Below are 15,280 nucleotides of genomic sequence, written 5' to 3'. Positions count from 1 at the left end.
ACCGTCGCGCCCGGCACAGAACCAGACCCCGGCTCACACCCGCGACACAGGGCCTGCCCGCTCCACCCCCACCGTCGCGCCCGGCACAGAACCAGGCCCCGGCTCACACCCGCGACACAGGGCCTGCCCGCTCCACCCCCGCCGTCGTGCCCGCGGCGAACCAATCGCCAGGGGTGACGCGGGGGCCAGCCTCACCACGACCACTCCGGCCCACCCCAGTGATCATCGGCGCCGCCGCCGGTTGACTTCCCTCATGACCTCACCGCTGCCCCGGCGCACCGCCATGCGCGCCGCCGCCGTCGCCGCCACCACGGCGTTCGCCGCCACCACGGCGGTCGTCGCCACCCCCGCCGCGAACGCCGAGTCCCGCGGCAAGGAAGTCCGCGAGTCGTTCACCGTGCGCGACAGGCGGGGAAGGCAACGGGTGCTGGCCGACACCCGGCGCCCACCCGTGCTCATCGGCGGCGAGGTGATCCCCGCCGAGCAACGCCAGGGTCCCGAACACGGCACCTACCTCATCTTCAACGACGAGAACGGGTCCGAGCGCGGTGGCGTCGTCGCCGGGGCGTCGGAGGCGAGTCTCTCGCTCGACTACGTCAACGCGCAGGCGCTCACGCTCGGCACGAAGTGGCAGGGCGAGCACGGTGCGGCGGCGTTGTTCTTCAAGCAGATGCCGGACCCGGGTCTGCCCGCCGGGCAGACGCCGCCGATGCCGACCAGGGTCGAGCTCGTCTGGTCCACGGGGGACGGCGCCGTGCTCGCGCTCAACGACTCGAAGGGCCGGCCGCGCATCGTCCTCTCGGTGGATGCGGGTGACGTGCCGAGCATTCGCGTGCTGGACGAGCACGGTGCCGTGACCTCCCGCCTCCTCTGACCGTTCAGCCGACCGGGAAGTCGAAGTAGGTGTCCGGGTAGGGCTCGTCGATCAGCGTGTAGTGCCACCATTCGCTGTCATAGCGCCGGAACCCGCACGACTCCATGATCGAACAGAGGTGCCGCCGGTTCGCCGTCTCGGCCTCGCCGACCGGGGCACCGTGGTGCGAGATCGGATCCATCAGGTCGTGGTCGCCGCCCATCGGCGCGAGCTCGCCGGTGTCCAGGCGGTAGAGCGTGAGGTCGACGGTGCTGCCTCGGCTGTGGCCCGATCTCGTTGCCACGTAACCCTGTTCGAACATCTCCGCCCTGGTGATGCGCGGGTGGTGGCGTGCCTTGGTGCGGCCGTCCTCGGGCTGCGAGGCCCAGCGCAGGAAGCAGTCGACGGCGCGTTGCGGGCGGTAGCCGTCCCACAGCAGCAGGCCGAAGCCGAGCGACTCGGCCTTCTCGTGCGCCTTCTCCAGTGCGGCCGCCAACGCGCGGGTGCCGGCGACGCGGTTGACCAGGTAGCCGTCGACGGGCTTGCCGGTGAAGTTGTCCCACGTGGCGTACTTGGCGTCCCAGCGGATTCCGGGCCCGTCCACGAAGACGAAGTCGGCGTTCACTGGAGCTTGCCCGTCATCGCCAGCGACACCAGCCGGTCGATCACGTCGCCGAGCGACAGGCCCGCCGCCGCCATCATCCTCGGGTAGCGGCTGTAGGAGGTGAGGCCGGGCATGGTGTTGACCTCGTTGAGGACCACCTTCCCCTCCGGTGTCAGGAACATGTCCACGCGAGCGAGGCCCGTGCAACCCAGTGCGCGGTAGACGACCTGCGCCGTCTCCCGGACGAGCGCGCGTGACTCCGCCGGGATGTCCGCCGGCACGATGAACGTCGAGTTCTCCGAACCGGACTCCGGCGTGCTCTCCTGGTGGATCCGGAAGAACCCGCGGGTCAGCGCGACGCGGTCCAGTTCGCCGACGACCAGCTCCTGGTCGTCGCCTAGGATCGAGCAGCCGATCTCGCTGCCCGCCACGGCCGCCTCGATCACGACCTTCGAGTCGTACTGCCGGGCGACCTCCAGCGCCACGCCCAGCTCGTCCTCGGTGGACACCTTGGTCACGCCGAACGACGAGCCCGACCGCGCCGGCTTGACGAAGACCGGGTAGGTCACCGAGTCCGGCACGTCCGTCCAGAAGTCCGGCGTCGCGACCCCGGCGCTGCGGGCGACGACGTACGTGAGCGACTTGTCCATGCACAGCGCGGAACTCTGCACGTCGCAGCCGACGTAGGGAATGCCGGACAGTTCGAGCAGACCCTGCACCGCGCCGTCCTCGCCGTGCCGGCCGTGCAGCACCGGGAAGATCACGTCCAGGCCGATCGTCTCGAACCGCCCGTCGTCCAGGACCAGCAGGCCGCCGGGCGAGAGCACGACCCGGCGGCCGTCGTCCGCGCCCGGCCCCGAGCACAGCTTCCAGTCGCCGCCGCGTGTGATCTTGATCCAGAACGGGTCGTACTCGGCCGCGTCGAGGCTCCGTGCGACCTCCTGGGCGGACTTCACCGAGACGGGGTGCTCCTCGAACGACCCGCCGAAGATGACGCCGATCCTGATCATTGCGTTCCCCCGTTTTCGAAGCTGAGGCAGTTGATGAGAGTGTTTTCCACGGTGTCGCTGAGCGAGTGGTCCGTGTAATAGGCCGTGTGCGGGGTGATCAGCACGTTCGGCATCCGTTGCAACCGCGCCAGATCGCTGCCGACCTCTCTGGCGCGGCAGTCGGTGTAGAAGATTCCTTCCTCACCTTCGAGGACGTCCAACGCCGCGCCGCCGAGCCTTCCGCTGTCCAATGCCTCGATCAGGGCCTTGGTGTCGATGAGCGGGCCACGTCCGGTGTTGACGACGACGGCGCCGGGTTTCATCTGCGCGATTCGGTCGCGGTCGAGAAGGTGGCGTGTGCCTGGGTTCAACGGCACGTGCAGCGTGACGATGTCGCTCACCCGCAGGAGTTCGTCCAGCGGCACGTAGTCGGCCGAATTGCAGGGCCGGCTGTCGTGGGCCAGCACGCCGCAACCGAAGCCGCGCAACCGGTCCAGCACGGCCACGCCGATGCGCCCCGTGCCGATCACACCGATCGTCAGGTCGCGCAGCTCCCGTCCGCGCGTCGCGTTCAACCGGTAGTCGTGCAGGTCAGCGCGCCGGAGAACGGACCTCACGTCCCGCACTACCATCAGCATCGACATCACCGTGAAGTCGGCGACGCTGTCAGGTGAGTAGGCGACGTTCCCGACGGTGATGCCCAGGCTTTCGGCGTGCGCCACGTCGATGTGGTCGAAACCGACGCTGCGAGTCGAGATGTACCGGACGCCCACACGACTCAACGCCAGCAAAGAGGAATCGGTGACCCGGAACCGGTGCCCGACGCTGACGCACCGGTTTCCGCGCGCCAGTCCGGCATTGGCCTCGGACACCGGCGACGCGGTGATGGTCGGCGTCACTCCGCAGCGGGGCGCCATTTCCCGGAACAGGGCGGCCTCGTCCTGCTCGCACCCGTAGATGGTGATGCCTGTTGCCATGCCCCGAAGTCAACGAGACACGGTGTTGCGAGCGGGTATGCGGTTCTCGATACGTCCGCGATAAGACCGCTATCCGGCCTTGGTCACCAGCATGTCGATCACGCCCGGCAGTTCGGCGCGCAACTGGGCGACGGTGTCGGTGTTGCCCGTGAAGTGGTGCAGCAGCGCGCGTTGGAAGATTCCGTCGAGCGTCACGTAGATGGTGCCCGACGACGCGGCGGGCGTGCCGCCGAGCAGCTCTGCGTAACGGCTCACCACCCGCCACACCATGTCCTCGCGGTGGCCGTCGATCTCCAGCACGTCGGCGCGGAACGACTCGTCGAACAGGCTCTGGTTGCGCAGGTCGTACCAGAGGCGGTGCAGCGTCGCGTCCTGGCCGAGGGTGTCGAAGAACATCGCCACGAACCCGGCGCGCAGCTGCTCCGCCGTCGTCGACGTCGCCACGACCTCGTCGTAGCGCGTCACGCAGACGACCTCGTACTGGCGGACCGCCTGGGTGATCAGGTCGCGCTTGTCCTCGAAGTAGTAGTGCAGGACGCCGTGGGAGAACTCGGAGTTCTGCGCGATCTCCCGCAGGCTCGTGCGCGCGTACCCCAGTTCGGCGAGCGTGTGCAGCGTCGCCACGGCGAGCTCGGTCCGCCGGGCGTCGAACTTGTCGACCTGCCGGCGGGCGATGCGGTCCTGCTTGCGCGAAGCGACTTCTGTCACGCCCCGGAGCCTACCGCTCACTGCGACAAACCTTGACCATTCGTCCAACAAATCTTGGACAGTCGTCAAGGAAAAACTTGACGACTGTCAAGGAATAGCTAGTGTGTGAGCCAACTCACCGAGGAGGCGACTCAATGACGAGTTATCAGCTGAGCGGACGAAAAGCGCTGGTCACCGGCGGTGCGCGTGGCCTGGGAGCAGGCATGGCGCAGGCCCTCGCGGCGGCCGGGGCATCGGTCCTGATCGGCGACGTGCTGGAGGACGAGGGCAAGCAGACCGCCCAGGATCTGCGTGACTCCGGAGCAACGGCGGAGTTCGTGCCGCTGGACGTCACCGACGACGCGAGCTGGGCCTCAGCGGTGAGCACGGCCGTCGACGCCATCGGCGGCCTCGACATCCTCGTGAACAACGCGGGCATCGAGATCACCAGCCTGATCACCGAGCTCGAGACCGCGGACGTCCGCAGGATGCTGGACGTGAACGTGCTGGGCACCGCGCTCGGCATGAAGCACGGCCTGCGCGCGATGCGTCCCGGTGGCGCCGCGGGCAACGGCGGCTCGATCATCAGCGTCGCGTCCGTCGCGGCGACCATCGCCTTCCCCGGCATCAGCGTCTACTCGGCGACCAAGTCCGCCATCGACCGCCTGACCAGGGTCGCGGCCGCGGAGTCCGGCAAGCTCGGCTACGGCGTGCGCGTCAACTGCATCTACCCCGGCCTCACCCCCACCGCGATGGGCAACCAGCTGGCCGTCGACTGCGCGCGGCTCGGCCTCTTCCCGTCCGTCGAGGCGGCCGTCGGCGCGGTGGTGGGGCTGACGCCGCTCGGCCGGCTCGGGCAGGTCGACGACATGGCCGACGCGGTGGTGTTCCTCGCGTCCGACGCCTCGAAGTTCATCACCGGGGCGGGTCTCCCGGTCGACGGCGGAATGGGGATGTAGCAGATGCCTACTGACAAGCCTGTCGTCGTCTACGGAGCCTCCGGCTACACCGGGCGCCTCATCTGCGAGTACCTCCGCGAGTACGGGATCCCGTTCCTCGCCGCCGGCCGCGACGGCAAGAGGACCGAGGAAGCCGTCGGCGCGGTACCCGGCATCGACACCGTCTCCTACGACGTCGCCGAGGTCGAGCACACCGAGGAGGCGCTGACCGAGGCGTTCACCGGCGCGAAGGTCGTGCTCAACACCGTCGGCCCGTTCTCCCGCTACGGCCACGAGGCGGTGCGGGCGAGCCTGAACGTCGGCGCGCACTACACCGACACCAACGGCGAGCAGGACTGGATGATCGACGCCGACGCGCGGTACGGCGTCGAGTTCGCGAAGCAGGGTCTGCTGATCTCCCCCGGCATCGCGCAGATGTACACGGTCGGCGAGATCGCCGCGCAGATCTGCCTGGAGCAGCCCGGACTGGACACTTTGGACATCGGGGTGTTCTGGAAGGGTTATCCCACCGTCGCTTCCACGAACACCATCCTCACGAACGCCGCGTTCTCGAAGGCGTACTACCTCGAGCAGAACGAGTACGTGGAGTGGCCCGGCGACGCGGGCCTCTACGAGCTCGTCGTGCCCGGCCAGCACGAACTGGGCCTCGCGCTGCCGTGGGGCGGGACGGCGCATCCGGTGTGGTTCAAGAGAGATCCGCGCGTGGCGTCGGTGCGGGCGCTCGGCGGCGTGTTCAACCGGCCGTTGATGCTCGGTGTGCCGCAGATCGTCGCGGCCGCGCTCCAGGAGATGGAAGGCAAGTCGGACCAGGAGAAGTACGAGATCGTCGACGCGTTCTCCGCGCAGGTGCGCAGTGAGATGCCGCCGCGCGAGAACCCGCGGATCAACATCTCGCTCGACTCCGTGCACGCCTCGGGTCCGCTGGGCCGCGCGCACTGCGTGATCCACGGCAACTGCAACTACAAGCAGACGGCGTTGCTGAACGTGCACGCCGCCGTGCACCTGTTGCAGGACGCGCCTCGCCGTGTCGGGTTCGCGTCCGGGTGCCAGGCGTTCGGGCACCGCGAACTGCTGGGTGCGCTGCGGTCGTTCGGCCTGGTCCTCGACCCGATCCTCGAAGTGCACCGCTGATGAGGCTGTCCGACTACCTGGACAAGGGCGCGTCGCTCGGAGGTGACGCGCCCTGCCTCACGACCGGCGGCTCGACGCAGAGCTACGCCGAGGTCCAGCGGCGCTCCCGGGAGATCGCGGGGGCGTTGCAGGGCAGCGGGATCGGGCCGGGTGACCGGGTCGCGGTGCTGTCGGCGAACGACCCGCTGGCGCTCACGTGCGTGTTCGGCATCTCGCGGGCCGGGGCGGTGTGGTGCCCGGTCAACCCGCGCAACGAGGCGGCGGAGAACCGGGAGCTGCTCGACCTGTTCGGGTGCCGCTGCCTGTTCTTCCAGGCGGGGTTCGCCCCGCTCGTCGATCGCATCCGGGGTGATCTGCCGGCACTGACCACGCTGGTGTGCCTGGACGGTGAGGCGGAGGGCGCGATCACGTTCGACGCCTGGCTCGCGAAGTGCGGACGTGAGCCGGAACCGGTGGCGGTGGCGGACGACGACCTGTGCGTGCTGGCGGGCACCGGCGGCACGACCGGCCGTCCCAAGGGTGTGCGGCTGACCGGGCACAACCTGGAGACCGCGACCGCGCTGACGCTGATGAGCTACCCGTTCCGCCACCGGCCGCGCTACCTGGCGCTCGCCCCGCTCACGCACTCGGCGGGCGTCCTCACGTTCCCGATCATGTCGCTGGGCGGCGAGACGGTGATCATGCCGGCGCCGGACCTGGGCGAGTTCCTCGCGCTGGTCGAACGTCACCGGATCACGCACGCGTTCCTGCCGCCGACCGTGATCTACGGCCTGCTCGACCACCCCGCCCTCGACTCGACGGACCTCGGTTCGCTGCAGTGCCTCTGGTACGGCGCCGCGCCGATGTCCCCGGTGCGGCTGACCGAGGCGTTGCGGCGGATCGGGCCCGTCATGGGTCAGCTCTTCGGGCAGACCGAGGCGCCGAACATGATCGCGACCCTCTCCCCCGCCGACCACTTCCTGCCGGACGGGTCGATCGCCGTCAACCGGTTGTCGTCCGCGGGCAGGCCGTCACCGCTGACCCAGGTCGCGATCATGGCGGCGGACGGCGAGCTGCTGCCGCCCGGTGAACGCGGCGAGATCGTCGTGCGCGGGCCGTTGGTGATGGCCAGCTACCACGAGAACCCGGCGGCCACGGCCGAGGTGAGCGCGTTCGGCTGGCACCACACCGGCGACATCGGGTACCTGGACGCCGACAACTACCTGTTCATCGTCGACCGCGCCAAGGACATGATCATCACCGGTGGGTTCAACGTGTACTCGGCCGAGGTCGAGCAGGCGTTGCGGGCGCACCCGGCGGTCCAGGACAGCGCGGTGGTCGGGCTGCCCGACGAGAAGTGGGGCGAGCGGGTGACGGCGGTCGTGCAGCTGCGTGCCGCGGGCCACGCCGACCCGTCCGCGCTGATCGCGTTCGTGAAGGAGCAGCTGGGTAGCGTGAAGGCGCCCAAGCAGGTCGAGATCTGGCCGGACCTGCCGCGGTCCAAGGTGGGCAAGGTGCTCAAGGCCGAGATCAGGCAGCGACTCGCGGCGGAGGCTCACGGCGCAGGCACTCGCGCCTGACTCCTGGCCGGGATCACGAGGATCACCGACAGCACAACGAGCAGGCTCAGCAGGACGACGTTCAGCGCCTGGTCGAGCGGCTCGTACATGTGCAGCATCGTCAGGTGGTAGAGGAAGTGCAGGCCGTTGAACACCAGCAGCGCGGCACCCGCCAGCAGGGCGACGGCCTGCTTCCTCGCATGGATCAGCGCCACCAGGCTCAGCGCGGTGAACGCGAGGTAGAACGCGCCGACGTCCTTCGCGAAGTGCTCGTTGTACGGGCCGAGCTGCGGCAGCCAGCGCAGGCCGAAGCCGGGGAACGTGTCGTACCAGGTCCGCGGGGCGAAGTAGGCGAAGAACCCGACGTACGCCGCCGTGACGGCGTTGAAGGCCAGGCTGATCCGGTCCAGCAGGAGTTTCACGTGGGGATCCCTTGTTCGCGCCAGGGCACGAACGTAGGAAACCTGGATATCTGATGTCAAGGTTCGAGCCCTGCGTCGGGTGGCCTGCCGACCGAGTCGTGCATCACCCCGGCAGCGCCTACCTCACGACGTCGTCCAGCGCCTCGTCCGCGTGGTCGGCGCCGGTGAGGGTGGCGCCGGTCAGCGTCGCACCGGCCAGGTTCGCGCCGGTGAGATCGGCGCCGGTGAAGTCGGCCCGCACGGCGACCGCGTCGCGCAGATCGGCTCTCATCAGGTTGGTGGCGGTGAACTTCGCGTGGGCGAGGGTCGCCGCCGTCAGCCGCGCGCCGGTCAGGTCGGACCCGCTGAAGTCCGCGTCGGTCAGGTCGGTCTGGGCGAAGTCGGCGCCGCGCAGGTCAGCGTTGGTCAGGTCGACGTGCAGGTTCCGCCAGCGGTTGTCGTTCTTGCCGCTCGCGTCGACCAGCGTGGACAGGTGGCGGTTCAGGATGCGTTGCGCGGTGAGGCGCACCTGCACCTCCTGCTGGCTGCGTTCGAACAGGTCCTCGCTCTGCCCCTGGCTGGGCGGGGTGTGCGGCATCCGCAGGTAGGCGCAGATGACGTTGACGATCGTCGCGCGCTGGTCCGGTGCCCCGATGCCGACGCGTTCGAGCGCGTACAGCCCGGCCAGCCGCACCGGCGCCTTCTCGCTGCCGAGCTGGTCGGCGGCCTTCGTGTACAGCTCGGTGATCCGGCGCTCGGCGGCGTCGAGCTGGTTGGCCGCGTCCGCCCGCAGCTGGCGGCGGAGTTCGAGCTCCGTCGACCGCTGCTTGCGGGCGGCGAGCCACAGGGCGACGAGGCCGCCCGCCGCCACGACGATCGTGCCGGCGACCTTGACGACCTCGAGACGTGCTTTGGTGACCGGCCGGTCGTCGCCGAACTGCCAGAGCAGCACGACCGTGCACCCTGCCGCGATGGCGAGCAGCCCGACACCGATGAGTGCGATCGCCCGGTTGCCGAGGGCGGACCCCTGCTCGTTTGCCATAGATCATTAGTGACAGATCGAAGCCGGGATGTCACGGTTGGGGTCATGGGGATCTTCGCGCGCCGGACGGTGGACAGGCTGAGGCGGCGGGCGACGAGCGAGCAGAAGCTGTTCGACGCGTGCGTCCGGGCGGGTGACGCGGTCGGCGCGTTGCGGCACAGCGACCTGCAGGAACGGGCGATCGCGGAACTCGTCGAACGCGAGCCCGGCGAGAACTTCCACCGGTTCCAGCTGGCCGGTGTCCTCTACAACCGCGCGACGGTGCTCGACGCGATGGGCCTCGGCGGGGAAGCCGTCGACGCCGGACGGCGCGCGGTGGAGACCTACGCGACGTTCGACCCGGTCGGTGGTGCCTCCAGCGCGGTGCAACGGCAGCTGCGCGAGCTGCGGGCGGACGGGTTCGCCGCCGAGACACTGATCAGGCACACCGCCGACGCCCGTGCCCGGCTGGCCCGTCTGCTCGCCAAGTACGAGGGCTCGATCCAGGCCGACGCGGTGCACCGGCACGGCAAGGCCGCGATCGAGACCTACGAGGGCCTGCTGCGTCACGGCACCGAGACGACGCAGGCCGACCTCGACCGGGTCACCGCCCAGTACGAGGCCGCCCGGGAGCACCTCCGCCGACCGGCGAAACCGGTCGACCGCCGGCAACCCGCCAAGGCCCCCAAGGACAGCCGGGAGCTCAAGGCCACCCGCGACGCCATCACCCGCATCGAACGGACCGTCGCCAAAGATCCGACCGGCGTCGCCCGCGTCGCAAACCGGTCCGCGCTCGCCCGCCTGCACTACGACCAGGCCGCCCTGCACAACAACATCGGCAACGGACCCGAAGCCGTGCAGGCCGCCCGCACCGCCGAACGCCTCTACACCGACGTCGACCCGACCCACGGCGACCCGGCGCGCGTGGAGGCGGCGGTCAGGGAGTTCCGTCGTCTGCACCCCGGCTCGGTGGACGAGTTCGAGGCGCTGATCGGCGACGCGGCGAACGCGCGGTCCCAGCTCGCGTGGATGCTCGCGTGCCACCACGGCGCACCCGAGGCGGACACCGTCGAACGGCTCGGCACCAAGGCGATCCGGACCTACGAGCAGCTCGTCCTCGTCAGCCGCACGTACGGCCCCGACGACCTCCGGCTCGTCGCCGCCCAGGTCGCCCAGGCCCTCGCACTGCTCCGCCGCTGACCACTTCGGACGGTGTGCGTCCTTCCGCGGCCGAGCCGAGATCAACGGGTACCGTGCGGGTCGTGGAACCTGTCGCGCTGCCGTTGGGCCGTCCCCGCGAAGAGCGGGCCGACGCCGCGCGCAATCGCGCCCACCTGATCGAGGTCGCCCGCGAGATGGTCGCGGAACTGGGCGCGGACAAGGTCACGATGGACGGCCTCGCCGAACGCGCCGGGCTCGGCAAGGGCACCGTGTTCCGCCGTTTCCGCACGCGTGCCGGGATCTTCCACGCGTTGCTGGACGAGGAGGAGACGCGGTTCCAGCAGCAGGTGATGAGCGGGCCACCGCCGCTGGGACCGGGCGCCCCCGCGGTCGAGCGGCTGGTCGCGTTCGGCCGAGCCCGGCTCGAATTCCTCGTGCAGCACACCGTCCTCGCCCGCGCGTCGCTCGACCCAGGTCAGCCGATCCCGTCCGCCGCGAGCCCCTCGCGCTTCCACGTGCAGGTGCTGCTGGCCGAGGCCTGTCCCGGCGCCGCCGCGAGCGGCACGCTGGCGTTGCAGCTCGTGGCGGCGCTGGAAGGGCCGATCCTGCTGTACCTGCAGGCCCAGGACGGTGACGCGCCCGACCCGCGCACGGTGGTGAACGACCTCATCACCAGCTGGCAGGTCCTGGTCGAGCGCGTCTGCGGTTAGGGCTTCGTGCGCACCGTGAACCGGTCGATCGTCACCGTGCCCGCGTCCAGCCTCAGCCCGAGCCCCGGTGCCCACCCCGCGACCACCGCCGGATCGACGACCGAGCCGATCGGCGCGGACCGCAGCAGCGTCCACCGGTTCGCGTGCTCCTGCCAGCTGGTCAGCTGACCGTTCTCGACCACGACGGCGAGCCGGTCGCCCGGTGCCCAGGTCAGGGCCGCGCAGCAGCCGCCGGTCGCCTCGTCGCCCTTGCGGGACCCCGCCACCGTCACGTCGACGCCCGAGGCCTTGCCCGCGTTGTTGAACCAGGCCAGGGCGAAGTCGCGGTTCCCGGCGGTCTGGCCGAGGAACAGGCTGTCCTCGGGTGCCGAGCCCGCGAACGACCTCGGTTCGACGATCACCGCGGTCCCGCGCGCGGAACCGGCCACCGGCGCGGCCAGCACCGAACCCGCACGAGTCCCGGAACTCGCGGTCAGCACGCCGTTCGCGACCCTCAGCGCCGGCGGCGGTTCTCCGAACGGGCCGTCGACGCGGTACGAACCGATCCGGTCCGTCTCGAACGTGTCATCCCAGACGACGTTGGCGTAGGAGGCGGGATCGAAGACGGTCTGAGCGGAGCTCAACGCCGACGTGACACCACCGTCACCGGAAGCCGTTGCCAGCACACGGATCGGCACCCATTCACCCAGCTTCAGGCCGGCGGGAGCCGTGACGCGCCACCGGGTGACGAGACTCTGACCTGTCGCGAGTTGCGCGGCATAGGCAGAAGACAGCGGCACGGCACTCCACCCCGGCGGCACGGCGAGCGTCGCCTGAACACCGCGCAACAGTTGCTGCGCCTGCACAGTGGTGCTCGTCTCCACGGCACCGGCCCGCACCGCGAGATCGTCCGGAATCGATGCGCTCAACCCCCGCACGGGCACTCGCCACGACGAGAACGACGTGATGCCGACAGCTCCACCGTCCGCGCGGCGCGGCAGGACGCGCACCCGGCTGGTGGTCAGCGCCGGTTGCACCAGGACGCGGTTCACCTGACGTGCCACCGGTTGCGCGGGAGTTCGCTGCTGGCCGGGCACGTCCCGCCACTGGCCGTCCCAGTACTGCAGGTCGAACGTCGCCGGCACGCGCACTCCCCCGCCGTCGTCGTAGAACACGACGCGGAGGTCCGAGATCGACGTCGGCGCACCGAGGTCGACCTCCAGCCAGTCGGCGGCGTTCGGGCTGCCGTACGACGTCCAGCGCGTGCCCGGCACGTCGAGGTGGAAGTCCTGGCCGTCGATCGCCTTGGTGGGCGGGTCGGCGCTGTAGCTGTGGGACGCGCGGGCGGTGGGGAACCCGGTGCGGCTGACGTTCGCGAAGTCGTCGACCAGCTCCGCCACGTCCGCCGAGGTGCGCGCCGGGATCGTCAGGCGCACCGCCGCGAGGCCTGCCTGGCTGTGGGTGAGCCTGCCGTCGACCCAGACGCGCAGCCCGGCGCCCTTGCCGTAACGGTTGCCGTCCCTGTCCCACAACACGGTCAGGTTGTGACCGTGGTACGGCACGTTCTCGGCGGCGAAGTGGTTCCAGGAGTCCGGGACCAGAGGCGCGATCGACACCTCGTTCCCCAGCTGCGGCCGGATGCCGAGCAGGCCCGAGAGCACGTTGTCGTTGAACGTCGAGTGGTTGTAGTCCTCGCTGTGGCCCTTGCCGTCGTACAGCCAGCGGTTCTCGTCGGGGTGGTGGGCCTCCGCGACGTACGGCTCGCCGTTCTTGCGCTGTGTCAACGCATAGCCGCGCAGCACCGCCAGGTAGTCGTCACGATCCACATAGGACTGCGCCGGGTAGTCGATCAGCAGGTTCGCCATGGCGGTCAGGGTCTGGCTGGTCGCGAACGGCCAGCTGGGACCGTTCCAGCGGCAGCACCCGGTGAGCGCGTCCTTCATGAACCACGGGCTGCGGCGTTCGGCGGTGGTCGGCCCGTACGGGGACGCGAACCCCTGCGGGTCGGTCAGCTGCGCCCACGCCGCGCTGTTCGCCGCCGGGGGCATGTGAAAGTACCAAGGCACGAAGCCGATCTCTTCGCGGTCGGCTAGCTTCGTGCGGCCGGGGTTGCCGTCGCGCATCACGTGCTTGTAGAACTTGCCCGCGTCATCCCACAGCCACCGCTCCTGGTTGGCCTTGAGCGCTTCGGCAGCCTGGTCGAACCGTTGGGCGGCAGCGGTGTCACCACGTGACCGGTACAGCTCGGCGATCGCCTTCGCGTCGCCGTACTGGTAGGCGTTGAGCGTCGGCCGGAAGCCATCGCCGCCGTGGTAGGGATCGGGGCTCTGGTAGGAGCTGACGGTGTACTCCATCGCGTCCCACACCGGCGTCTGCCAGTAGAGGCCCAGGTCCTGGTTGAACTGCGGCGACCAGCGCTCCCACTGCCGTACGAGCTCGGGCAGCCGGTCCGTGGCGAACCGGGAGCGCCCGTCGACGGCGGCACGCGCGGCCACGGCGTCGGCGGCCCAGAACGAATACTGGTGGGACCAGTCGGTGGTGTTCTTGTTCAGGAAGTCGGAGGCCGGCTTGGGACCCGCGCCGGAACCGCGCAGCCAGTAGTCGACGTAGTCGTCGAGGTAGCGGTGGTCGCGCAGCCAGCGTCCCTCGTAGACGTGGTGGCCCGCCGCCGCGACGATGCCGCCGTTCGGGGCCGAGTAGCCGACCGGGCCGAGGAACTCGGAGACGATCCAGCCGTCCTTCGGGCCGGTGTACTTCAGCGCCTCGCGGTAGGTGCGCCAGCGGTAGTAGTAGGTGTCGCGGATGTCCCGGTCGGGGAGGTCGACGAACGGGATGTTCGCCTCGTACCAGGCCGGTTCCGGCACGTTCCCGAGCAGGTCGGGGTGGTTGAGGAAATGGGTGCCCGCACCGACCGCGGGGTACAGGTCAGGCGCGAGGCTCTCGCGCTCCGTCACCGGGTCCAGGCCCAGCGCCGTCGCCGGGGGCCGGTCCGCCGCCGCCACCGCCGGCCAGGTCGTAGAAATCGATAACGCCGCCACCACGAGCATCGTCATTGACACGCGCATGAGCCCATTGAAGTGGGAGCGCTCTCAACGCGCAAGACTCAACGCAGTCCGACACACCTCCACAGGATCTCGAACATCCGCGATCGTCCCCGCCGCCCGAGCCGCCGCGGCCGCGAACCCCGGGTCACCAAGCACCCGCGCCACGGCGTTCCGGAGCCCCTCCGCGGTCGGCGGCCGCACGATCAGGCCGCTCCCCTGCCGCGAGACCCGGCACGCCATCTCCCACTGGTCGCCGCCACCGGGCACCACCACGACCGGAACGGCCGTCCGCAAGGCTTTGACCAGCATCCCGTGCCCGCCACCGCACACCAGCACCGCGGCCTGGCGCAGCAGCGCGTCCTGGTCGCCGGGCCCCGACCGCGCCCACCGCGGCAGGTCCGGAACGGGGGCGAACGAGGACACCACCGCCCGCACCCCCATGTCCCGCAACGCCTCCAGCGTCGTCTCGGCCATGCCCCGTGCCCCGGTCCACGCCGTCGACGGCGCGATCATCACGAGCGGGGCGTCCCCCGGCGGCGGGCTCAGCGTCGCGCGGCTCGCCTCCCACAGCAGCGGTCCGACCACGTGCGCGTCGCGCGGCCAGTCCGGACGCGGCACCTCGAGCGCGGGCAGCGTCGCGATCAACCGCGCCGCCGGGCCGGGCCCCGCCGCGGGAAGCCCGATCCGTTGCCGCACGACGGCACGCTGCCGTTCGCCCTGCCGCAGCGACCGGGCCGTGAACGCCCGCAACACCGAGTCCCGCAGCCTGCCGCGCACGCCGGTCCCGGCAGCCAGCCCGCTTCCCATGGGCGGCAACCACTTCGACGGTTCGTAGAGCGGGTGCGGCGACAGCTGCACCCACGGCACGCCGACCAGTTCGGCGGCCATGCTCGCGCCCAGCGCCAGCACGTCGCACACCACCAGATCGGGCCGCAGGGCGGCGAGTTGGGGGGCGAGCGTCGTCGCCAGCACCCCGGCCTGGTCGCAGAGCGCGAGCCCGAGGTCGGGCACGTCCTTCAGGTCCTCGAGCGACAGGCCCGTCACCCGCGACGCCGTGATCCCCTCCGCGGCCGCCGCCTCGACCCAGCGGTCGCCGGTGAGCAGGATCGGGGTGTCACCGGCTTCGGCGAACCTCAGGCACAGGGCGATGGCCGGCACCACATGACCGGGATCGCCTCCGGAGACCACGACTGCGCGCACCGGTCACATCTAGCACCTGGCCGCCG

Annotated in this window: 14 protein-coding genes; 6 read left to right on the top strand and 8 right to left on the bottom strand. The window is 70.4% G+C overall.

Annotated elements, in window-relative coordinates:
• Window positions 1-253 precede the first annotated feature (253 nt).
• The gene (locus IEY88_RS05010) at window positions 254-874 is read left to right on the top strand and encodes a hypothetical protein (protein ID WP_189153316.1); all 621 of its coding nucleotides are present in this window, start codon (window positions 254-256) and stop codon (window positions 872-874) included.
• Window positions 875-878: 4 nt separating this feature from the next.
• On the opposite strand, the gene vanX is transcribed toward IEY88_RS05010, so the two are convergent.
• The 4 genes from vanX to IEY88_RS04990 form a co-directional block, all read right to left on the bottom strand.
• Entirely contained in the window at window positions 879-1,478 is a 600-nt protein-coding gene (vanX, locus tag IEY88_RS05005) for a D-Ala-D-Ala dipeptidase VanX (protein ID WP_189153315.1), read from the bottom strand.
• Entirely contained in the window at window positions 1,475-2,467 is a 993-nt protein-coding gene (locus IEY88_RS05000) for a D-alanine--D-alanine ligase family protein (RefSeq protein ID WP_189153314.1), read from the bottom strand. Before IEY88_RS05000 ends, vanX begins: the two co-directional genes overlap by 4 nt.
• Entirely contained in the window at window positions 2,464-3,423 is a 960-nt protein-coding gene (locus IEY88_RS04995; protein ID WP_189153313.1) for a D-isomer specific 2-hydroxyacid dehydrogenase family protein, read from the bottom strand. Before IEY88_RS04995 ends, IEY88_RS05000 begins: the two co-directional genes overlap by 4 nt.
• A 69-nt stretch (window positions 3,424-3,492) precedes the next feature.
• Window positions 3,493-4,131 (bottom strand): TetR/AcrR family transcriptional regulator, encoded by a 639-nt coding sequence (locus tag IEY88_RS04990; RefSeq protein WP_189153312.1) that lies wholly within the window; start codon window positions 4,129-4,131, stop codon window positions 3,493-3,495.
• Between the two features lie 134 nt (window positions 4,132-4,265).
• Here IEY88_RS04990 and IEY88_RS04985 point away from each other — a divergent pair, with 134 nt between their 5' ends.
• The 3 genes from IEY88_RS04985 to IEY88_RS04975 are packed head-to-tail and all read left to right on the top strand — an operon-like array spanning window position 4,266 to window position 7,759.
• Window positions 4,266-5,069, top strand: a complete 804-nt coding sequence (locus tag IEY88_RS04985) for an SDR family NAD(P)-dependent oxidoreductase (RefSeq protein WP_189153311.1) — start codon at window positions 4,266-4,268, stop codon at window positions 5,067-5,069.
• A gap of 3 nt (window positions 5,070-5,072) precedes the next feature.
• Entirely contained in the window at window positions 5,073-6,200 is a 1,128-nt protein-coding gene (locus IEY88_RS04980; protein WP_189153310.1) for a DUF5938 domain-containing protein, read from the top strand.
• A complete protein-coding gene (locus IEY88_RS04975) occupies window positions 6,200-7,759 on the top strand; it encodes an acyl-CoA synthetase (RefSeq protein WP_189153309.1) in 1,560 nt (519 codons plus the stop codon). The genes IEY88_RS04980 and IEY88_RS04975 overlap by 1 nt, the downstream gene beginning before the upstream one ends.
• On the opposite strand, the gene IEY88_RS04970 is transcribed toward IEY88_RS04975, so the two are convergent.
• Together IEY88_RS04970 and IEY88_RS04965 are read right to left on the bottom strand one after the other, a co-directional pair.
• On the bottom strand, window positions 7,735-8,160 hold the full coding sequence (locus IEY88_RS04970; protein WP_229693086.1) for a hypothetical protein: 426 nt from the start codon (window positions 8,158-8,160) through the stop codon (window positions 7,735-7,737). The two genes, IEY88_RS04975 and IEY88_RS04970, sit on opposite strands and share 25 nt — an antisense overlap.
• A gap of 118 nt (window positions 8,161-8,278) precedes the next feature.
• Window positions 8,279-9,181, bottom strand: a complete 903-nt coding sequence (locus IEY88_RS04965) for a pentapeptide repeat-containing protein (RefSeq protein WP_189153308.1) — start codon at window positions 9,179-9,181, stop codon at window positions 8,279-8,281.
• 45 nt (window positions 9,182-9,226) lie between these two features.
• Between IEY88_RS04965 and IEY88_RS04960 the strand changes: the two genes are divergently transcribed.
• Together IEY88_RS04960 and IEY88_RS04955 are read left to right on the top strand one after the other, a co-directional pair.
• A complete protein-coding gene (locus IEY88_RS04960; RefSeq protein ID WP_189153307.1) occupies window positions 9,227-10,360 on the top strand; it encodes a hypothetical protein in 1,134 nt (377 codons plus the stop codon).
• Between the two features lie 62 nt (window positions 10,361-10,422).
• Window positions 10,423-11,031 carry a TetR/AcrR family transcriptional regulator gene (locus IEY88_RS04955; protein WP_189153306.1) on the top strand — a complete coding sequence of 203 codons (609 nt, stop codon included), beginning with the start codon at window positions 10,423-10,425 and terminating at the stop codon, window positions 11,029-11,031.
• Here the strand turns inward: IEY88_RS04955 and IEY88_RS04950 are convergent.
• The gene (locus IEY88_RS04950; protein ID WP_229693085.1) at window positions 11,028-14,075 is read right to left on the bottom strand and encodes an MGH1-like glycoside hydrolase domain-containing protein; all 3,048 of its coding nucleotides are present in this window, start codon (window positions 14,073-14,075) and stop codon (window positions 11,028-11,030) included. The genes IEY88_RS04955 and IEY88_RS04950 overlap by 4 nt on opposite strands.
• 24 nt (window positions 14,076-14,099) lie before the next feature.
• Window positions 14,100-15,254, bottom strand: a complete 1,155-nt coding sequence (locus IEY88_RS04945; RefSeq protein WP_189153305.1) for a glycosyltransferase — start codon at window positions 15,252-15,254, stop codon at window positions 14,100-14,102.
• Window positions 15,255-15,280 lie beyond the last annotated feature (26 nt).

Origin of the sequence: Lentzea pudingi (genome assembly GCF_014646255.1) — a bacterium.
In the GTDB taxonomy this organism is placed as follows: domain Bacteria; phylum Actinomycetota; class Actinomycetes; order Mycobacteriales; family Pseudonocardiaceae; genus Lentzea; species Lentzea pudingi.
This window is presented reverse-complemented; position numbering and strand designations above follow the sequence as displayed.